Source organism: Paenibacillus sp. FSL K6-1230, assembly GCF_038002385.1.
GTDB classification, from domain to species: domain Bacteria; phylum Bacillota; class Bacilli; order Paenibacillales; family Paenibacillaceae; genus Paenibacillus; species Paenibacillus massiliensis.
Map to the genome: position 1 here is coordinate 3708128 of NZ_JBBOCK010000001.1, position 20069 is coordinate 3728196.

Sequence of the window (20069 nt, forward strand, 5' to 3'; positions counted from 1 at the left end):
AAGGCATCAGCTCGCCTTAAGATTTTTGAGCGCTCCTTGCTTGTGAGTAACTACGCCTGCGTCCTGTAGCATCCATTCGATGAAGCATCCATAACCGGACTTAGGATCATTCACGAATACATGAGTCACAGCCCCGATGAGCTTGCCATTCTGGATAATAGGGCTACCGCTCATACCTTGTACGATGCCACCAGTCTTTGCAATGAGATTGGAGTCAACAATTCGAACTACCAGACCCTTCGTTGCTGGTGAGCCTTGATTGGCTACATGAACGATTTCTGCCTTGAAGCGCTGAATGGACTGACCGTCTACAACCGTCAATATTTCAGCTGGACCTTCCTTTACTTCCTCTGCCCAACCTACCGGTATGGGTTGCTTATACAGGCTATGCTCAGGCTGAAGTGCCATTTTACCAAATATGCCGAATTGCGTGTTACGTTCAATCGTCCCTAAGACCTTATTATTCTTCATAAAATGAGCTCGTTTTTCGCCCGGCTCTCCATTTTGGCTCTTCGAGATGGAGGTTACATTCGATTGTACAATTTGACCACTGCCTACGACAATTGGGGTCTGCGTATTCATGTCTGTAATGACATGGCCAAGTGCCCCATATACACCGTGATCAGGAGCAAAAAAGGTCAGCGTTCCTACCCCTGCTGCAGAATCCCTGATATACAAACCTAGGCGCCATGCCTTGTCCTCACGGTCATAAGCCGGCATCAGTTTAGTCTGTATACGTTCACTGCCACGTTGCAAAGTAATTTGAAGCGGGATATGCTGTTTTCCAGCCTGCTCTACTGCCTGAGATACCAACATCAGATTATCTGGAACTGTACCGTTAATACGTGTGATCCGATCTCCAAGTCGGATGCCAGCAGCTTCACCGGGAGATAATGGCTCTTTATCGCCTTTGACCAGATGATGTCCTACGACCAGGATGCCGTCAGATTTTACCTTGACACCAATTGTTTGTCCACCAGGATACACCTTTATTTCTGGCAGTCGGCTTAGCTCGGCTCTTCCACTGGAATGTTGTAATAATAATTTCGGAATGGTCCCCCACGTACTCGCACTATGAGAACTTGCTGCGGCAGATGCAGTACCGTGCTGGGACATGAGGATACCCACCATACATAATAGCAGGACAAGCAAAAGACCGGGCAGGTTGTTCCTGAAGTTGAAATTCAATGGCTGTCACGCTCCCTTTGCTTCTTTCGCTTGACGAGAAAAGGTCGTCGCCAATTGCGTACCTATAAGGTAACCTCGCCCCCAGGCTTTTATTACTGTCAATCATTGTCCCGGTGCCTGTTTTCCTCCTTTTTGGCTGCAGCCAAATTGAGCATTTCTTGCGCGTGATGTAAGGTTTTTTCAGTGATCTCGACACCGCCCAGCATTCGGGCCAACTCCTTGATTCTGCCCTGCTCAGACAGTTCCTCTACATGCGTCATGGTGCGATTATCGGATATGTTCTTCTCGATTAAATACTGACTGTCAGCCATGCAAGCCACCTGCGGCAAATGTGTGATGGAGAACACCTGACAGATCGAAGACAGACGGAACAGCTTTTCCGCAATGGACTGTGCCGCTCTTCCGCTGACTCCGGTATCAACTTCGTCGAAGATTAGCACTGGCACTTGATCGTGCCGAGCAAATATACTCTTCAGCGCCAACATAATTCTGGACATCTCGCCACCAGAAGCAATCTTGCTGAGCGGCCGCATCGGCTCACCCGGATTGGCCGAGATCAGGAACTCTGCATTATCAGTTCCCTGCTTGGTTGGACGCAATCTTCGTCCATTCCATTCATAGCCTCTCGGATCCTCCATAGGCTCAATGCGTACTTGCAGAGATGTTCGTCCCATTTGCAGATCCTTGAGCTCTTGCTCGACCTGTGCCGCTAATTCTCCAGCGATCATCTTTCTAGCCTGTGTAAGTTCATCAGCAGTGCTTAATAGCTCATGTAGCAATTCGTCGCGACGCTTAGTTAACTGGTCAAGCCGCTCATCTTTGTTTTCCAGCGTATCCGTCTCCTGCTCAATTTGCTGGTAATATTGCAATATATGCTCAACACTTTCGCCGTACTTACGCTTTAGTCCCATAATCATATTCAGTCGCTGTTCGATCTCCTGCAGTCGAATTGGATTGAATTCAATATTCTCCTGATAGGATCGGAGCTGAAAGGCTGCATCCTCCAGTTGGTAAAAAGCAGATTGAATCTGCTCCGCAATGGGCGCCAATTCCTTGCTGTCATACGAAGCAATATCCTGTATCATGATGGCTGCATGACTTGCCGCGTCTAATCCACGACTATGCAATAGATCGTACGCTCCTGCCACGGCTCCCATCATTTTCTCACTATGAGATAGCTTGACCCGTTCTTCGGTTAATAATTCATCCTCACCGGATTGTAGCTGAGCTGCAGCAATCTCCTCCAGTTGAAAACGATACATATCAAGTAATTGAAATGACTTCTGGCTAGAAGCCTGTAGCTCCCTAAGCTCCCTCTCCGCCTGTACAAAGGACTGATATTGCTGTCTATAGCGCTGCTTCACGGGTCCGATGGTTGGCTCTCCGTATGTATCCAGCAGCGCCAGATGGCTGTCAGGCCGCAGCAGATTCTGGTGCTCATGTTGACCATGAATATTCACCAGCTGCTCGCCAACTTCACGAAGCATGCTCAGATTCACCATTTGTCCGTTAATCCGGGATGTGCTCTTGCCTTGGACGGTAACTTCCCTTCTTATAAGCAGATGCTCCTCGGGGGTGCCCTGTATACCAAGATGCTCGAGTGTATGCCAGACCGGATGATTGGAGGGCAGCTCGAACAGGGCCTCCATCTCCGCCTTCTCACAGCCGAAGCGAACCAGATCTGCAGTCGCCCGCCCGCCTGCGATTAAGGCTAGAGCATCTATAATAATGGATTTACCTGCGCCGGTCTCTCCGGTAAGAACATGAAAGCCCTGATGAAAATGAACATCTACCGATTCAACAACAGCCAAATTACGTATGGACAATAATACCAGCAAAGTCTAGTCCTCCTCTAGCGTGTCAGGAAATATAAGCCATAATCTGTTCCCGGACAGTTACACTATTCTCATCTGTACGGCAAATGATCAAAATCGTATCATCGCCGCTGATCGTTCCCATGACCTCAGGCCATTCGATATTATCCAGCAGAGCTGCAATCGAATTTGCCGTACCCGGCAAGCATTTCATGACGATCAGATTTCCCGTAATATCAATATGCAGGAAGTTATCTACCAAGGCCCGCTTCAGCTTATGTACGGGATTGTAACGCTGGTCCGTCGGAAGCGAGTATTTATACCTGCCATCATCCATGGGGATTTTGATGAGCAGCAGTTCCTTGATATCTCTAGATACCGTTGCCTGCGTTACCTGAAATCCTGCAGCACGCAACGCATCCACCAGCTCGTCCTGTGTCTCAATCTCTTGATTCGTAATAATCTCTCGGATCTTGATATGTCGTTGGCCTTTCATATAATTCCTCCCGTGTTCATTCTGTTCTACTCCGTATCATACATTTCCAGGTCATGGTCCTCCGCAAGGACTATTCGCTTGATGCTTTCCTGATCTGTATCGACATACAGGATTCCCGCACAGCTGGGATAGATCAGCATGAGCGACAGATACTTATCCCTCATCTCTGGTCCGCTCCATTCCATCGGCTGCTTGCGTCTTGAGGTCTTCACCATATATGTGTCGTCATCCATTACAGCTATGTAATCCATATATAGCCGACTGTGCACCGTCTCCTTGTCGATAAGAAAAGCGAGCGGAATCCTCATCTTGCCGCCTACCACTTCATAACCAGCCTTCTCCAGTATATCGACCGCAGGCCCGGGCTGAATCTCGTTATTAAGGGGAATCGCTTCCATCTGGCGTCGTCGTGGCTGCTCCAGCCAGTATCTCAGTCCAACATAGCCCCAGATCAGTAAGCCTGCTGCTATGCACACCATGAGTATTGAATCATAACCCGTGTCCATTCGACTGTATCCACCTTTTCAGCTTAGTTAGCAGTCGTGCTTGCTCATCTTAGTTGTCAATCTGCGACCTCGTCTTTCCAAGCGCTTCTATTCAAGCTATGTCCAGATGTGATAGAGAATATGTGATCGGATGACATCATTGGTATAATTATTCAGCATTATGCACTGCGTTTTCTACCATATCCTTATACGGATGACTTTCTTACTAATCTAGCTGCCCACCTAGTATTCATTCTAGGCAGTTCGTCCGAATTCCTTGTTCTCTTGATTCATATTATAAGCGAACATGCGTTCTTTTATCAACCACCAAACTGAATTGCTTTTTTCTTTAGACGGATTGTCAAGCCAAGTGCGACAGTTCCTCTGAAAAGGATTCGTGAGCGGTCCTCCAGTCCAGACATTTACGTGGTCTTTGGTTGATCAAGTGCAGAGCGTTTTCCAGAGCTTCATCCGTGATTTGCGCGAAATCGGTCCCCTTGGGGAAAAACTCTCGCAAGAGGCCGTTGGCATTCTCATTCGAGCCGCGTTGCCAGGAGGAATACGGATCTGCGAAATACACCTGTACGCCATGAGTAGCTTCCAAGCTGGCGTAACAGGCAAACTCCTTGCCACGGTCTGCGGTAGCGGTTTGAAATGCATGGGTAGGATACTGTGAGGCCGCTACACCAAAGGCAATCTCCATGGACAACGCGGTACGGTCTGGCATCCGAATGGCGGTGTACAAGCGGGTTTTGCGTTCGATAAACGTGGCCAAGCAGCCCTTGCTTTTCCCACGGCCTGAGACGACTGTATCGAGCTCCCAATGGCCGAAGGTCTCCCGGGAACGAACCACTTTCGGACGCTGAGAGATGGCCTTACCCACAGCGAACTTGCCGCGTGTCTCTGCAGGTCTCTGCCGTTTACCTTTGTGCCGTAAAACCGTAAGCACGCCTTTTACCAAACGGCCTGTATACAGCCAGCGATAGATCGTTTTAAAACATACCATCGCTTGACCCTCCTGACGCAATCGCTCTACGGTTTGCTCCGGAGACCAGGTCGCCTGAAGCTTTTCTTCGATGCGACTCGCCAGTTCTAGATTCCACTTACCTCCGGAAACTGACGCCTTACGGCGCTGGACATAGCCCTCTTGCGAGTTCTCCGCGCAGTACGGGTGTTCTGCTGCATTTCGGCGGAGTTCACGGCCAATGGTGGCATGATGTCTGCCAAGTTCCTTGGCAATCGCTCTGGTACTTTTCCCCTGCTGGTGGAGGATTTCTAGCTTGCTTCGCTCGATTATGCTAAGATGTGTGTAGCTCATGGTGGATTCTCCTTGTGTGAATGTGGTGTAGGAACCTTCATTCTACACGAATCCGGCCATGGGCTCTTTGGTATATTTATTTCCAGTAGGTGTCGCACTTCATATTACAATCCGTCTTTACAAAAAAAGAGCTCTCAAGAGCCCATAACGAGAACCCTTGAGAACCCTTGTTACTTCGTACGTGAACCACTTGCCTGAAAAGTCTCACTAGCTTGCCGGATAACCTGATCAATCAGTTCCTTTCGGTCACGAACTGCAGTATTCTGAATAATTGCTTCATCATTTTCTGCAATCATATCAACATCTGTATCAGAAGTAGCGTGAATCCCCGAACCCTCACCCTCCGTTAGATCCTCCGGCTCCAATCTCCAATGAGCAAGGAATTCGATGTTACCTTCGCCGCCAGTAATCGGTGAGAAAGTAAGACCTTGAAGTGACAATCCAAGCTCAGAAGCATAATTCAGAATCGTTGTCAGAACCTCACGGTGCGTCGCTGAATCACGCACGACACCGGATTTTCCAACCTTCTCCCTGCCCGCCTCGAATTGTGGCTTGATGAGAGCCGCGATATCCGCCGGGCGCTTCAGCAGGTTCATGAGTGGAGGAAGTATGATTTTTAAGGAGATAAATGAGACATCAATACTCGCAAAATCAGGAGTTGGGCCCGTCAAATCCTGCGGCTGTGTATATCGGAAATTCGTTCGTTCCATGACGCAGACCTGCTCATGATTGCGCAATGACCAATCCAACTGATTGTATCCAACGTCAATGGCATACACATAGGATGCGCCGTGCTGAAGCGCGCAATCCGTAAAGCCACCAGTAGATGAACCGATATCCAGCATCACTCTTCCATCCATTTGAAGCTGGAACTCCCGAATGGCCTTCTCCAGCTTCAATCCCCCACGACTGACGTATGGGTGTACTGCACCCTTTACCTTCAGCTCACTATCGCGTGGAACCTTCATTCCTGCCTTCTCGATCCGTTCTCCTCCAGCCAGCACAAGCCCGGCCATAATTGCCGCCTTCGCTTTCTCACGGCTGTCATAGAAGCCTTGCTCGACTAACAGAATATCTATACGTTCTTTTGGAACTGACATATTTAACCCCTATTCTTGCTTATACTGACTGCCCGTAGCCGAAGGTCTGGGTTGTAGCAAGGGATCGTATTTCTGCACATACTGACTCAACTGTAAGTCCTGCTTCAGCCCTTTGCTCCTTGATGGAGCCATGCTCTACAAAGCAATCCGGTATGCCCAGCAAACGAATATGCATATCGAAGCTTGCCTGTCTTGCATAGAATTCCAGCACAGCGCTTCCCAGACTACCCGCTTCGGACGCTTCTTCGAGAACTACCAGCTTCGTTCCCTGGCGGGCAAGCTCCAGCAGAAGCTCCTCGTCCAGTGGCTTGAAGAAGCGGGCATTAATAATATGCACCTGTAGACCCTCACGCTTGAGGATGTCAGCAGCTTCCGTCGCAACCTGCAGCATCGGCCCTGCGGCGATAATTGCATAACCTTCGCCTTGCCGCAGATACTCCCATGAACCGATTGGAATCGCCTTTAGCTCCTCATCCAGCGGGACGCCCAAGATATTAACACGAGGGTAGCGATATGCGATCGGTCCGTCATTATAATCCAGAGCTGTCTTCATCATGTGACGCAGCTCATTCTCATCCTTCGGCATCATCATGACCAGATTCGGAATATGGCGCATGAAGGCCACGTCATAGACCCCGTGATGAGTCTCTCCGTCAGCACCGACGAAGCCTGCACGGTCAATCGCGAACATGACATTGGCATTGTGCCGACAAATGTCATGAACGATCTGATCGTAAGCGCGCTGCATGAAGGTAGAATACACCGCATAGACCGGCTTCATTCCCTCCATCGCCAGAGCTGCACACATCGTCGCAGCATGCTGCTCGGCAATTCCCACATCAATCATCCGGTCGGGAAACTCCTTCGAGAACGGCACCAGACCTGAACCGCCTGGCATTGCTGGCGTTACTGCGACAATGCGTTCATCCTGCTTCGCAAGCTCGATAAGTGTCTGACCAAATACCTCGGTATACATCGGGTTCCCCACAGACTTGAGCACCTGACCAGACTCGATCTTGTAAGGCGAAATGCCATGCCATTTATGCGAATCTGCTTCCGCTGGCTTGTAGCCCTTGCCCTTAGTTGTCAGGACATGTACCAGCACAGGGCCATTCACATTATCCGCTTGGTGGAAGGTCTCAATGAGCTTAGGCAGATCATGACCATCTACCGGGCCTAGGTAAGTGAAGCCCAGCTCCTCGAACAACACGCCTGGTACCATCATGTATTTCAGACTATCCTTGACCCGTCCAGCGGACTTGGCGAGCTTGCCCCCAATCGCTGGAATACGCTTCAATAATAGCTCCAGCTCATCCTTCGCTCTTAGATAATGCCGGTCAGATCGAATCTTGCTCAAATAATTATGCATAGCCCCGACATTCGGAGCAATGGACATCTCATTATCGTTAAGAATGACCATGAGCTTCTTGCCTTCGTGACCAATATGATTCAGGGCCTCGAAGGCCATACCTCCTGTCAAGGCTCCATCGCCAATGACAGCTATGACCTTGTTGTCCTCGCCCTTAAGGTCACGGGCCAACGCCATCCCCATCGCAGCAGACAGGGAAGTACTGCTATGCCCAGCCTCCCATACATCATGCTCACTTTCATTTCGCTTGACGAAGCCGCACAATCCTCCATGCTGACGAAGGGTATCAAAACGGTCCATACGACCCGTCAGTATCTTATGCACATAAGCTTGATGCCCGACATCATAGATCATTTTGTCCTGTGGACTGTCATAGCAATAATGCAGGGCGACCGTGAGCTCAACCACTCCCAGGTTCGATGCCAAGTGCCCTCCGGTGACAGACAGCTTCTCCACCAAAAATGTCCGGATTTCCTCCGAGAGAGAAGCCAACTCATCAACAGACAATGATTTCAAATCGCTTGGTTGCTTTATGTGTGGAAGCAGCACGCGAATCTCCCCGCTTTCCTTCAAGTAGTCGAATCTGTTAATGTTGCCTGATGTAATACATAATCCATATTATATCACACAAAAATGTGCGACTCTAACAGCCACGACTCACGCTTGAGGCTATTCACTCCCCAAGCTTAATGATCGCGCTTCATCAGATAGTCCGCAAGCTCCAGCAGGCGCGTCGGATCTGGGATGCCAGCCTCCACAATCGCTGTCTTGGCAGAGTGCGTAAGTCGCTCGACTTCCGCCGCTGAGGCATCTAGCCCAATAAAGTAAGGATAAGTTACCTTTTGCTGCTTTACATCGCTTTGTGTTGATTTGCCCAGCTTGTCCGTGCTTCCGGTCAGATCCAGGATATCATCCTGGATCTGGAAGGCCAAGCCGATATCACGCCCGAACGTTCGCAGCGCTTCCAGCTGTCGGTCATTCGCACCACCTATTCGCCCACCCGCGAGTAAAGAGAAGATAATCAGATCCGCCGTCTTATGCAGATGAATGTACTGAAGCTCTTCAAGGCTTGTAATCCCTTGATCGCCAGACATATCTGCAACCTGACCGCCGACCATGCCACGAGCTCCGGCCATTTCAGACAGCTCCTCTACGATCGCGAGCAGCACATCGGCCGATACGCCAGCTTGTCTGCCTGCCTGAATAATGCAATAGAATGCATGTGTAAGCAAGGCGTCGCCAGCCAGAATAGCGGCAGCCTCTCCATATACCTTATGGTTCGTAGGCTTGCCACGGCGCAGATCATCATCATCCATGGCAGGAAGATCATCGTGAATCAGCGAATAGGTGTGAACAACCTCCACAGCACAGGCTACTGGCATAGCAGCCTCCTGACTACCTCCAAAAGCTTCTGCTGCGGCTAATACCAGCACTGGACGCAAGCGTTTGCCGCCAGCCATTACGGAATAATGCATGGCTTCCTTGAGCAAGACAGGAATGTCCCAATGTGCAGGGTAAATATGCGGCAATGCGCCTTCGACCGCCTCTGCGGTCTGCTGTAAATAATGCTTAAAGGACAGCTGCGTACTCAAAGATTCTCACCCTCGCCCTCTTCGATGTTCCCACCGAACGGCTTTCTGCGCAGCTCGCCGTCCTCCTCTACGATCATTTCAATCTTGCGCTCGACCTGCTCCAGCTTGGTACTGCACACTTGAGATAATTTCATGCCCTGCTGAAAGAGCTCAATCGCCTGCTCCAACGGCACATCTCCGTGTTCAAGTCTTCCGACAATATCCTCTAAGGCGGCCATCGCCTCTTCAAATTTAAGCTCCGTTTCCTTCGCCACTGCTCTTCACGTCCTCCTTCATTCCCCAGACCTGGCAGTCGAGCTGCCCGTCGCTCAGCTTAATTTTTACCATGTCTCCTGGTTGTACATCGGTAAGTGACTTGATGAGTGTACGTTCTTGCTCGTCATACACCAGACTATAACCCCGGCCCATGACCTTGAGCGGGCTCAAGGCATCAAGATGGCGGATATGGGCCCCCAGTCTGGCTGTCTGCTCCTTGGTTCCGGAACGAATGGCCTGCTCCAGTTGGCGACGCAGACCATCTAGCTGCCGTCTTGCTCCCTGCACCTGCTCGCGAGGGTTATGCCGCTCCAGCGCATGCCTCAGACGCGCATTTTGCTCTACATGAAGTCTCGCACGTCCTTGAACCGCACGACGTAGTCGTTCACGCAGACCGTCGATTCGCTCAGCATGCTGCAGCATATACCTGCGCGGGAATACCAGCACAGGCGAACGCTGCAGTCGCTGCAGCCGTTCACGCTCAGCCCTTGCTCGGCGCTGCACTGCCGTATTCATCCGCGACACGAACTGACGCACTTGATCAGATAGCTCACGAATGTCAGGTACAGCCAGCTCTGCTGCTGCTGTAGGTGTAGCAGCCCGTAGATCTGCCGTAAAATCAGCTATCGTAAAATCCGTCTCATGTCCTACCGCAGAAATGACAGGAATTGTTGAGCTATAGATTGCCCGAGCTACGATCTCCTCGTTGAATGCCCACAGCTCCTCAAGTGATCCACCTCCGCGTCCCACAATCATGACATCGGCTTCAGCCAGTCGATTCACCGTCCCAATCGCCTTCACAATGGATGGGGCCGCTCCCTTACCCTGCACCAGAACAGGGTACAGATGCACCGCTGCCTGTGGATATCTGCGACGAAGTGTAATCAGAATATCACGTACCGCTGCTCCAGTAGGTGAGGTCACAACAGCAATAACAGCCGGAATACGTGGCAGAGGACGCTTTCTCTCAGGGGCAAATAGCCCTTCCTCCTGCAGCTTCTTCTTCAGCTGCTCATAGGCAAGATACAGACTACCAATTCCGTCCGGCTGCATATGCGTTGCGTAGAACTGATACTGCCCGTCACGCTCATAGACCGATACGTTACCGCGAGCGATGACCCGGGCACCTTCCTTTGGCACGAACGGCAGACGCTGATTGTGAGAAGCGAACATGATCGACTTGATCCGACTGCTCTCATCCTTCAGCGTAAAGTACATATGACCGCTGGAGTGGTGGGTAAAGTTGGATATCTCCCCGCGAATCCACACATCGGACAGCATGGAATCGGACTCCAGCTTCATGCGTATATATCGATTCAGATCCTTGATCGAGAAGATTTTCTGCTCTCCCATAGTCAGCCCCTTATTTCAGGCCGCTTGCACGACGAGCCGCAATCAGGGTGTTCTGCATCAGCATGGTAATCGTCATAGGACCTACTCCACCTGGTACTGGGGTAATTGGACCAGATATCTCTTGTACGCTCTCGAAGTCAACATCGCCAGCAAGCTTGCCATTATCCAGGCGATTCACGCCCACATCAATGACAACCGCACCGGGCTTCACGAAGCTCGCATCGACGAATTTGGGACGACCGATCGCAACGACGAGAATATCCGCCTGCTTGCAGAGCTCCTTCATATTAGCTGTGCGGGAATGGCACATCGTAACAGTGGCATTCTCACGTTGGAGCAGCAGAGATACTGGCTTACCGACGATATTACTGCGTCCGATGACAACTGCATGCTTGCCAGCACAATCAATACCTGCACGTTTGATTAGCTCAATGACCCCTGCCGGTGTACACGGCAACAGACTATCATCCCCAATGACCAGATTACCGACATTGATTGGGTGGAAGCCGTCGACATCCTTTTCCACAGCGATTGCATTAATGACCGCCTTCTCATCCATATGGGCAGGCAGCGGCAGCTGCACGAGAATCCCATGAACTTCCTGCTTGGCATTCAGCTCAGCGACCAGTGACAATAAATCCTCCTGGCTTGTCTCAGCTGGAAGACGATGAACCTCCGAATGATATCCCAAATCTAGACAGGTCTTCTCTTTGCTACGGACATAGACCTGGGAAGCAGGGTCTTCTCCGACGAGCACTACAGCCAGCCCCGGTTGCACGCCTTGCTCCTTCAGCTTTGCTGTTTCTTTGGCGATATCGCCAAGAATCTCCTGAGATACTTGTTTGCCATTAATAATCGGTGCTGCCATGGTGTACACTCTCCCTCGCAAGATATCATCTGATTGTAAATAGGATACTCTTGAATGCTTGAATGCCAGTTTACTCGTACCCAGATCAATGCATATAGCTCTATGGGTCTACCTTGTACCTTGATTACGTGATGACCATCCAACCATTAAGATCTTCTGCTTTTAAGTTGCTCTAGCTCTTGAATAATACGACCCAGGACTCCATTAACGAACTTTCCGGATTCCTCGGTGCCGAAATGCTTGGACAATTCAATGGCCTCATTGACCGCTACTTTGGCAGGCACATCATCCATAAAGACCATCTCATAAGCCGCCAATCTGAGAATCTGACGATCCACACGAGACAGACGGCTAACCTGCCAGCCCTTCAGGTATTCGGCCAACAGCTCATCGAGCGCCTTGCGGTGCTCCCATGCACCTTCGACCAGCTTTTGTACATAATCACGCAGCTTCGCTGTATCGCTCAGGACCACTTCGGACTCATTGTCCGCTGCAGCTTCCTGTAGTAGCATCTCGATGGCCTCTGCGGCGCTTACTTCGTTCATTTCCATATGGTACATGCTCTGTACCGTCAATTCCCTTGCCAAACGTCTCTTCATACATTGCCTCCTGAGCATCTGCTCTTGCATTGATTTCTTGCCAACCTCTTGTGAAGCATAGTTACACATCTAGTATGTTCCAACTCACATGCCTGCTCCCATGATACCAAGCATGCTATACAAAAAAACCTGTAATAGCTCTCTCCATGGTTCAAGGGGTACAATGTAGCTGCGGCTCAAGCCTTCTGGAGAAAGCGTATTACAGGTCTCATTTGAACGGACGCCATCGGTCATTCAGCCATTCACCAATCACTCTCCACGGTATGAGAGAGCCCAGATGGGTATCGCTTCGTCTGCCTAGCGTAAATCCTATGAACACCAATAGTACAAAGAACAGCATATCCCAAAAACCAAACCATAAATAAATAAAGCCGAAAAAAATTCCTGCTACAACGCCTATGATTCGGCCCTTGTATTGATCCCATACTTCCTTCCACTGTATCAGGGAGATCACCTCTATTCCACCCGGCTCTTGAAGCTTGGAGAAGCTGTGACATTAGCTATGTAGACAGACACACTCGATACGGGAATACCAGTAATCTCTTCTACATGGTCATGTACACCCTTCTGGATATCCGACGTCAATGCCGGAATAGACATGTCACCATCCACTACTGCACGCAATGTAATATCCAGACCAGACTCCACCACCCTGATGCGCGCCTTCAGATCACTTACCCCGCGATGCTTGGCAGCCGCCTTCAGACACAGATTCTCAATCGTGTCCATAGAGATCTGGATATCTCCATGCTCTGTACGCTGATCGATCGAAGGGGTAGAAGACTTGTCCCGACGAATGGAGATGTAAAAGAAGCGAAGACTGATCAGCAGCAACACGCCTGCAATGACATACCCTGCAATCTGGAGGTTGTACTCATCTATATAGCTTAGACTAAAGCCGATATTCGTTCCGCTTAGGAGGAAGATGGCTGCAATAGATATTACCCCGATGCTCAAGCTGTAGATGAACAGCAGGAGCCTGTCAATAATTTTAGCCACAAGAGCACAGCCTCCTTAAAATTAGAGTAAACCCTCGACCCATAGGTCGGGGGTTTTCAGTGACAATGCTTATTTGACCCGTCCAGTCAGATCAGTCTCTTCCACTTTCTCTACAGCCGATTTGAATTGAACGTCATGGATATGCACGTTGACCTCCACTACGTTCAATCCTGTCATGGTCTCAATCGAACGCTTGACGTTATGTTGAATCTGAGCAGCAACTTCTGGCAAACGGTTCCCGTATTCGATAATAACGGAGACGTCCACGGCTGCCTCACGCTGACCCACTTCCACTTTAACACCCTTGGACAGATTCTTCCGTCCCAGAAGCTCTGCGAATCCGCCTGCGAGTCCGCCACTCATCCCTGCTACACCTTTAACTTCTACCGTTGCCAGTCCTGCGATCACCTCAATGACCTCAGGGGCAATCTGAATCTCGCCAATCTCAGTACGTTCAAATTCAGTTGGCACAGTGCTCATTCGCTCAACACACCTTTCGGGAACATAAGTTCATCGTTCATGCGACGCATGTACTTATTATTCATACTATATCATTTGGTAAACATTATGACAAACCTTCGCACACAAGCAATCCCGGACTGCTTGCAAAGGCATAATACCGCCAAATTACCGGCAATTTTTTTAAAAAATGTAGCTTTGCCAGCTATTCAGCGATACTAGTTAGCCCGATGCAGCTTAGACCTCATTTTCCTCCAGGAATTTGATATCGAAGTCGCCCTTTTCAAAGGTTGGATGCTGTAATAAACGCTGATGGAACGAAATAGTCGTCGGTACACCTTCGATGATGAACTCGGACAAGGCCCGCTTCATCTTGGCTATAGCCTCGTCTCTTGTGCTTCCCCATACGATCAGCTTCGCAATCATGGAATCATAGTAAGGAGGAATGCTATAGCCCGGATATGCCCCACTATCTACCCGTACACCTGGACCACCTGGTGCGAGGTAAAAGTTAACTTTACCAGGAGCCGGCATGAAGTTACGATCCGGGTCCTCCGCATTAATGCGGCATTCAATGGACCAGCCGTTCATAACGACATCCTCCTGACGGAAGGAGAGGACATTGCCTTCAGCGACCGAAATCATTTCCTTGATCAGATCGACACCAGTAATCATCTCCGTAACTGGATGCTCTACCTGGATGCGTGTATTCATTTCCATGAAGTAGAAGTTATTATCCGGACCGAGCAAGAATTCAAGTGTCCCTGCACCAGAGTAGTTAACAGCCTTGGCTGCACGAACAGCAGCCTCACCCATGCGTGCACGAGTCTCCTCATCTAGTACCGGACAAGGGGCTTCCTCAATCAGCTTCTGACGGCGACGCTGGATGGAGCAATCACGCTCTCCCAGATGTGCGACATTACCATGCTTGTCAGCGATAATCTGGATTTCGACGTGCTTCATGCCAGTCAGGAATTTCTCAAGATACACACCTGCGTTCCCGAAAGCCTTCTGGGCCTCTTGCTGAGCAGTCGTGATCTGCTGTATGAGCATTTCCTCATTATCAGCAATCCGGATCCCCTTACCGCCGCCACCTGCTGTAGCCTTGATAATAACTGGATAACCAATATCCTTTGCGATCATAATCGCTTCATTCATATCCTCTACCAAGCCATCAGAGCCAGGTATAACAGGTACCCCAGCATCCTTCATTGTCTGCTTGGCTACTGCCTTGTCCCCCATGCGAGTAATCGCGTCTGGAGAAGGACCGATAAATGTAATATTGCAGGATTGGCAGATCTCAGCAAAATCAGCGTTCTCAGCCAAAAATCCATAGCCTGGATGGATCGCGTCACATTCTGTCAATGTAGCTACACTCATCAGATTGGTAAAATTCAAATAGCTATCCTTGGACAAAACAGGTCCAATGCAATAAGCTTCATCTGCGAGTCTGACATGCAGTGAATCCTTATCGGCTTCGGAATATACAGCTACTGTAGAAATGTTCATTTCGCGGCACGCACGAATAATGCGAACCGCGATCTCACCGCGGTTCGCTATCAGTATTTTATGAAAAGTCATGATATTTCCTCCTTAGAGCATTGATATCTCTCTGCCCGTTACAGACGCTTACTCAGGCTTGACCAGGAACAACGGCTGACCGTACTCCACCAGTTGACCGTTCTCCACCAGAATCTCGACGATCTCGCCCTTCACTTCAGCCTCGAGCTCGTTCATCAACTTCATGGCCTCGATAATGCATACTGTAGTCTTCTCATTCACTTTGTCACCAGCACTCACGTAAGGAGCTGCTTCAGGGGAAGCAGAACGGTAGAAGGTACCGACCATTGGCGATACGATCTTATGTAGGTTATCATTCGACTCAGCTGCCGGGATAGAAGCACCAGTGGCTTGAGCAGGAGCCTGCTGTACAGGTGCTGCAGTCTGAACGTAAGGAATAGCTGCAGGTGGAGCTTGCACAGTCACAACCTCGGAACGCCCAGGCTTGCGAATCGACAGACGTGTTCCTTCATTCTCAATCTCAAGTTCTTGCACAGAAGTCTCGTCAACCAGCTTGATCAACTCTTTAATCTCATTCAAATTAAACATATCAATTAATCACTCCTTCAGCATTCTGCTGGCTCTGTCACAGTCTTGTCCATTATGGCGTTATCCATATTGGAGCCATGCAACTGTGTCCCGGATCAACACCGGTATGTACAAATGGAGAACGGCCAATGACCGCTCATCGCGTAATGGTTGCCAGTATAACACGATAGCTTTATGTATTATATCACAATAGTTCAAAATGGAAAGAGCCCGGGGAAGAACCCGCCCCGGGCACCTCTGTGGAGGCTGATCTGGTTACTCGGCCACATACTGTACACTGATTTTGTCCTGTGTTACATTCAATTCCTTCATCACCCGATCCACAATACCTACAGCCTGCTTCGCATCCATCTTGTCACTCAGGACAACGACCTTGTACTTGTCATTATCTTCCTCCCGTACGACGGCACTGGCGTATTGCTGCTGCAGTTCCTCTTCGATACCGGTAATCTTGGCTTGCTTATCCTCCAGAGCCTGAAGCTCACGCTGTGCTGCGGCTGCATCCTCCGAAGCCTTGTCATTCATTGCAGCTGTTAACTTTTCATGCTTCTTCTGGTTACTCACATCCCGCTCAAGCAGGTAATCGTCAATGACAGCTGCGGCCGTCGGCTTGGCGTTCTGATCAGCTGCTACTTCTTTCAGCACCTGGTCATCTGTCTTGGCTGTCGCTTGCGGCTGCTCTGTTGTAGCGGTACTCTGCGGCGTAGTCTCCTTATCTGTTATCGTTGTCTTATCTGGCGCGGTTGGATCCTGAGTCCCAGCCGTGCTTGGCGATTCGCCTGCTCCCTGAACTTCTGCTCCTGTTGTGCCATCTTCCTGATTGGTCGACGTGATTCCGTCCGTTACGACTTCATTAATAACAAGTCCATCCGGAGTGGACGAATCACCGGTTGTTGTCTCTTGTGCAGCCGAAGCATTCAGATCCGTCACCTGCTCGCTATCAGCCACGGGAGGGTTATCAGGGGCAGGGCTTTCTGTAAAGAGATAATACGCAGAGAGCACCACCATGAGACTGAGCATGGACACCAACCATATTGTTTGTCTTTTGTTATTCATTCCTTACTTCCTCCTGTCATTCGTTATCGTTTACAACATTTCTAGAGCATTTTAGGTGCGATTGGCTTCCTTTATCGGACTTCTAATCACACCACATGACACAAAACTGTGCCTGCATGGATCACATGTCTTCTTAATCCTTAATATTCGTCAATCCTATTCAAGATAAGTGCTCTTATGGATGCCCTATAGATCATCATGTTTGGTCAAGAACCTGGCTCACCCTGCTTGCGAGGCACTACGGAGATTTTGTAAGTCGGTACATTCAGTCCCTTTTGTACGGCATCCGTAATCAGTTGCTTGACGATCCGGTTCTCGGCTCCCTTCGCCACCACCAGAACGCCGCGCACCTGCGGCTTGATCTTCTTCGTAATGATCGGGGTATTCCCCCCTGTGCCTTCATAGGTCACGATCTCACCGTCTCTTGTGTACTGCGTCATATGTCGCTTGCCACCATTCGAATCCGTCTCCTCTGTCTGCTGCTGTGAATCCTTGACATTGCGCTGAACCACTAGCTCCTCAGTGGAGTCGACAGTGACCATGACATCTACGGCCCCTACACCTACTATCTGCTCCAACATGGACTTCATGTTATCTTCGAATGTCTTTTCCATCGCAGCGAAGGGATTCTCCTCCGTCACAGAAGGCTCCATCACCGCGGCAGACCCTGTCTGATTAGGGGGCTCACGGCCTACATTCTCCAGATCAATCGTCTTGACATTCACGAAGGAATAGAACAGCATGATCGCGACCCCGACCAGCCCCAGAATGAGCAGCCAGCGAAACGTGCTGGAGCGCTTGGCTCCGCCAGGCCCATCCCCAATCCATCGCTGTAGCCAATTCTGCCATTTCCCCACCTTCTTCACCTCCCGATTCGATCTACTGCTAGAGCTGTGATCCGCCTTGAATTTGTACCATCCCGCGCTTCAGTCCCCAGGTCCGTTCCAGCCAATCCGCGAGCCCCTGGAGGTCCTCATCATCTGAGGTAGCTGGAGTGGATTCTGTCTTTTCTTGGCGCCCATCCATTTGTACTCCCCTAGCATCCGAAGACTGGGCACCTGATGTGGTACTCTCCTGTGCTTGATCAGAGCCAATGGTCGAAGTGCTCACCTCAATCTTGATCTTCTCCACCGGAGCAATGGCGATGGCCGTATCCTCCTCGTTTGGGGCTAGCGATTCCGTCCCTCCCGCAACTACACTTGCATTGGGGGGGACACCAGAACCGTGCCAATTGGTCTCACTTGCAACGGTTGTGCCGGCATCTGAACTCACAGCTTGGGTGTCTTGTTTATCCAGGCTCCCCCTGGGTGCGCCGACTGACGATGTGTGATCCATTCGTACACGAACAGCGGTAATCTCCGTCCCGGTCCGAACCCCCGTCGCTTTGTCCTGCACTGGGGTGAAGGCTACCTCGACCGCTTGCACCCGCTGGCCTGTGTGCTCCTCCACCTGCTCCTTCATCATGGCTGCGACCTGCTTGCCTGCCCAATCGAGCGCCTCCTTTTCCTGTGTCTGATACAGCTTCTCCCCCTCTGCTAGAATCTGCTCCAGCGAAGGCTGTGCCCCCTGTTGGCGTTGCCCCCTGTCCAGCTGGGCACTTAGAACCTGCTTCAATTCTTGGGCACCCCGGAACTGTAGTAATTCAACAATCGGCGACAGCAGTGTGAATAAAATGAGTAAGCTAAGCACCAGCTTCACATAGCGCTCCATGGATCGGCTCGGCAGAATCAGATCTACAAAGGTAGCCAGCAGCACAATCAGGATCACATGCTTCAACCATTCGCCGAGCCAGGACATCGCTTCACCTCATCATGACCGTCAGATTGCCTGCGGTCAGCATTATCGTAATGGCCAAAAAGCACATCAGACCTACGGCAGCTACAGCTGCGAATACGTGCATCATGCCTTTTCCAATAGACTGCAGACAGCTTACGATCGGGGTATTTCCGAGTGGCTGCATAATGGCCGCCGTAACACTGTAGATCAAGGCCAACGTCAGAATCTTGATTGCCGGAAAGGCACACAGGAAGAGGATAATAATAACGCCCGCAAGGCCGATGGCATTCTTGACCAGCAGCGAAGCTGTAATTACGGTGTCTGTTGCATCTGCCAGAGCCTTACCGACCACAGGCACGAAGCTGCCAGTGATGAACTTGGCTGTACGTAATGTCATCCCATCCGTTACAGATGAGGTCCAGCCCTGCACAGAGATTACTCCAAGAAAGATGGTCAGCAGACCGCCGAGTAGACCAGCCCCGATCGTTCTCAGTAGACTCGCCAGTTGTGTCAGCTTGTACTTGTCTGTCAAGGAGCTAACCAGATACAACAAGGCCGAGAAGAAGAATAGTGGAAAAACAATCATATGAATGACATTGGCAATCGTATGGATCATGAACACAATCAACGGGTGCGTTACAGATACAGTTATGACATTGCCCATAGATGCCAACAGTGTGAATAACAATGGCAGCATGGCCAGCATAAAATCAGTCATCATGTCAATCGCTGATTTCGCATATTTAATAGCCACCGTGAAGCTGTTAATAGCAATGATCACAATGACCATATAGCATAGAGAGTAAGCTATTTTACTGACCTGATTTCGTTCGAACGCCGTCTGTAGTGTCTCAAGTACCATGCTCATAATACTGAGCATCACGATCGTAACCAGAAGCTTCGCATTCACCGCGATTTCTTGCCACAGAAATGCTCCTAGCGCTGATAGTGCACCCTCCAGCGTGAACTTATCCTTGCCGGGCAACAGCATATCCATGAAGGAAGGCGTATGCTGCTGGGGGAAAAAACCTCCATACTGCTTCATGAGCTGGTCCCAGTACCGCTCGACCTCATCCTTGGGCAGGCTCTCTGCCTGGCTTCTGACCCATTCATTCACAGCCGAATCCGCAGGACTGGCCTCCAGAACTGCCCCGGACCACAGCGACAGGAAGAAGACGCAGATGATCACCCGTACTCCTACAGCAGCGTATCTCACAATCAGCTCTCCCTTGG

At 50.2% G+C, this 20069-nt stretch carries 21 protein-coding genes; all 21 read right to left on the reverse strand.

What is annotated here, in order from left to right:
* Window positions 1-6: 6 nt before the first annotated feature.
* Window positions 7-1188 carry a SpoIVB peptidase gene (gene spoIVB, locus MKX74_RS16350; RefSeq protein WP_341179148.1) on the reverse strand — a complete coding sequence of 394 codons (1182 nt, stop codon included), beginning with the start codon at window positions 1186-1188 and terminating at the stop codon, window positions 7-9.
* A gap of 98 nt (window positions 1189-1286) precedes the next feature.
* A complete protein-coding gene (gene recN, locus MKX74_RS16355; protein WP_341179149.1) occupies window positions 1287-3026 on the reverse strand; it encodes a DNA repair protein RecN in 1740 nt (579 codons plus the stop codon).
* Window positions 3027-3048: 22 nt separating this feature from the next.
* Complete coding sequence (ahrC, locus tag MKX74_RS16360; protein ID WP_018886371.1) at window positions 3049-3498, reverse strand: transcriptional regulator AhrC/ArgR; 450 nt, start codon at window positions 3496-3498, stop codon at window positions 3049-3051.
* Window positions 3499-3524: 26 nt separating this feature from the next.
* Window positions 3525-4004, reverse strand: coding sequence for a hypothetical protein (locus tag MKX74_RS16365; RefSeq protein ID WP_341179150.1), 480 nt, complete (start codon window positions 4002-4004; stop codon window positions 3525-3527).
* Between the two features lie 340 nt (window positions 4005-4344).
* Window positions 4345-5301 (reverse strand): IS30 family transposase, encoded by a 957-nt coding sequence (locus tag MKX74_RS16370; protein ID WP_028591466.1) that lies wholly within the window; start codon window positions 5299-5301, stop codon window positions 4345-4347.
* Between the two features lie 170 nt (window positions 5302-5471).
* A complete protein-coding gene (locus tag MKX74_RS16375; RefSeq protein WP_341179151.1) occupies window positions 5472-6401 on the reverse strand; it encodes a TlyA family RNA methyltransferase in 930 nt (309 codons plus the stop codon).
* A gap of 19 nt (window positions 6402-6420) precedes the next feature.
* Window positions 6421-8319 (reverse strand): 1-deoxy-D-xylulose-5-phosphate synthase, encoded by a 1899-nt coding sequence (gene dxs, locus MKX74_RS16380; RefSeq protein WP_018886374.1) that lies wholly within the window; start codon window positions 8317-8319, stop codon window positions 6421-6423.
* A 137-nt stretch (window positions 8320-8456) separates the two neighbouring features.
* A complete protein-coding gene (locus MKX74_RS16385; RefSeq protein WP_341179152.1) occupies window positions 8457-9362 on the reverse strand; it encodes a polyprenyl synthetase family protein in 906 nt (301 codons plus the stop codon).
* Window positions 9359-9616, reverse strand: a complete 258-nt coding sequence (xseB, locus tag MKX74_RS16390) for an exodeoxyribonuclease VII small subunit (RefSeq protein WP_028588988.1) — start codon at window positions 9614-9616, stop codon at window positions 9359-9361. The genes MKX74_RS16385 and xseB overlap by 4 nt, the downstream gene beginning before the upstream one ends.
* On the reverse strand, window positions 9594-10970 hold the full coding sequence (xseA, locus tag MKX74_RS16395) for an exodeoxyribonuclease VII large subunit (protein WP_341179153.1): 1377 nt from the start codon (window positions 10968-10970) through the stop codon (window positions 9594-9596). The genes xseB and xseA overlap by 23 nt, the downstream gene beginning before the upstream one ends.
* Window positions 10971-10980: 10 nt before the next feature.
* Window positions 10981-11838, reverse strand: coding sequence for a bifunctional methylenetetrahydrofolate dehydrogenase/methenyltetrahydrofolate cyclohydrolase FolD (folD, locus tag MKX74_RS16400; protein ID WP_028588986.1), 858 nt, complete (start codon window positions 11836-11838; stop codon window positions 10981-10983).
* A 146-nt stretch (window positions 11839-11984) separates the two neighbouring features.
* Window positions 11985-12437, reverse strand: coding sequence for a transcription antitermination factor NusB (gene nusB, locus MKX74_RS16405; protein WP_018886379.1), 453 nt, complete (start codon window positions 12435-12437; stop codon window positions 11985-11987).
* Between the two features lie 208 nt (window positions 12438-12645).
* Window positions 12646-12879 carry a DUF2273 domain-containing protein gene (locus MKX74_RS16410; protein ID WP_341180595.1) on the reverse strand — a complete coding sequence of 78 codons (234 nt, stop codon included), beginning with the start codon at window positions 12877-12879 and terminating at the stop codon, window positions 12646-12648.
* Between the two features lie 14 nt (window positions 12880-12893).
* The gene (amaP, locus tag MKX74_RS16415; protein WP_341179154.1) at window positions 12894-13436 is read right to left on the reverse strand and encodes an alkaline shock response membrane anchor protein AmaP; all 543 of its coding nucleotides are present in this window, start codon (window positions 13434-13436) and stop codon (window positions 12894-12896) included.
* A 69-nt stretch (window positions 13437-13505) separates the two neighbouring features.
* Window positions 13506-13916, reverse strand: coding sequence for an Asp23/Gls24 family envelope stress response protein (locus tag MKX74_RS16420; RefSeq protein WP_018886382.1), 411 nt, complete (start codon window positions 13914-13916; stop codon window positions 13506-13508).
* A 216-nt stretch (window positions 13917-14132) separates the two neighbouring features.
* Window positions 14133-15476 (reverse strand): acetyl-CoA carboxylase biotin carboxylase subunit, encoded by a 1344-nt coding sequence (gene accC / locus MKX74_RS16425; protein ID WP_025681654.1) that lies wholly within the window; start codon window positions 15474-15476, stop codon window positions 14133-14135.
* A 48-nt stretch (window positions 15477-15524) separates the two neighbouring features.
* Window positions 15525-16004 carry an acetyl-CoA carboxylase biotin carboxyl carrier protein gene (gene accB / locus MKX74_RS16430; RefSeq protein WP_018886384.1) on the reverse strand — a complete coding sequence of 160 codons (480 nt, stop codon included), beginning with the start codon at window positions 16002-16004 and terminating at the stop codon, window positions 15525-15527.
* A 255-nt stretch (window positions 16005-16259) separates the two neighbouring features.
* Complete coding sequence (locus MKX74_RS16435) at window positions 16260-17060, reverse strand: SpoIIIAH-like family protein (protein ID WP_341179155.1); 801 nt, start codon at window positions 17058-17060, stop codon at window positions 16260-16262.
* 206 nt (window positions 17061-17266) lie between these two features.
* Window positions 17267-17917: a stage III sporulation protein AG gene (gene spoIIIAG, locus MKX74_RS16440; RefSeq protein WP_018886386.1), complete on the reverse strand. Its 651-nt coding sequence runs from the start codon at window positions 17915-17917 to the stop codon at window positions 17267-17269.
* Between the two features lie 28 nt (window positions 17918-17945).
* Window positions 17946-18857 carry a stage III sporulation protein AF gene (gene spoIIIAF, locus MKX74_RS16445; RefSeq protein ID WP_341179156.1) on the reverse strand — a complete coding sequence of 304 codons (912 nt, stop codon included), beginning with the start codon at window positions 18855-18857 and terminating at the stop codon, window positions 17946-17948.
* Between the two features lie 4 nt (window positions 18858-18861).
* Window positions 18862-20052, reverse strand: a complete 1191-nt coding sequence (gene spoIIIAE, locus MKX74_RS16450) for a stage III sporulation protein AE (RefSeq protein WP_341180596.1) — start codon at window positions 20050-20052, stop codon at window positions 18862-18864.
* Window positions 20053-20069 lie beyond the last annotated feature (17 nt).

Bases quoted from the DNA above. Each gene is read 5' to 3' on its own strand.
- MKX74_RS16370 (WP_028591466.1), bottom strand. From the start codon at position 5,301: ATGAGCTACACACATCTTAGCATAATCGAGCGAAGCAAGCTAGAAATC.
- MKX74_RS16435 (WP_341179155.1), bottom strand. From the start codon at position 17,060: ATGAATAACAAAAGACAAACAATATGGTTGGTGTCCATGCTCAGTCTC.
- accC (WP_025681654.1), bottom strand. From the start codon at position 15,476: ATGACTTTTCATAAAATACTGATAGCGAACCGCGGTGAGATCGCGGTT.
- xseA (WP_341179153.1), bottom strand. From the start codon at position 10,970: ATGGGAGAGCAGAAAATCTTCTCGATCAAGGATCTGAATCGATATATA.
- MKX74_RS16365 (WP_341179150.1), bottom strand. From the start codon at position 4,004: ATGGACACGGGTTATGATTCAATACTCATGGTGTGCATAGCAGCAGGC.
- folD (WP_028588986.1), bottom strand. From the start codon at position 11,838: ATGGCAGCACCGATTATTAATGGCAAACAAGTATCTCAGGAGATTCTT.
- MKX74_RS16420 (WP_018886382.1), bottom strand. From the start codon at position 13,916: ATGAGCACTGTGCCAACTGAATTTGAACGTACTGAGATTGGCGAGATT.
- MKX74_RS16375 (WP_341179151.1), bottom strand. From the start codon at position 6,401: ATGTCAGTTCCAAAAGAACGTATAGATATTCTGTTAGTCGAGCAAGGC.
- nusB (WP_018886379.1), bottom strand. From the start codon at position 12,437: ATGAAGAGACGTTTGGCAAGGGAATTGACGGTACAGAGCATGTACCAT.
- ahrC (WP_018886371.1), bottom strand. From the start codon at position 3,498: ATGAAAGGCCAACGACATATCAAGATCCGAGAGATTATTACGAATCAA.
- spoIIIAF (WP_341179156.1), bottom strand. From the start codon at position 18,857: ATGTCCTGGCTCGGCGAATGGTTGAAGCATGTGATCCTGATTGTGCTG.
- accB (WP_018886384.1), bottom strand. From the start codon at position 16,004: ATGTTTAATTTGAATGAGATTAAAGAGTTGATCAAGCTGGTTGACGAG.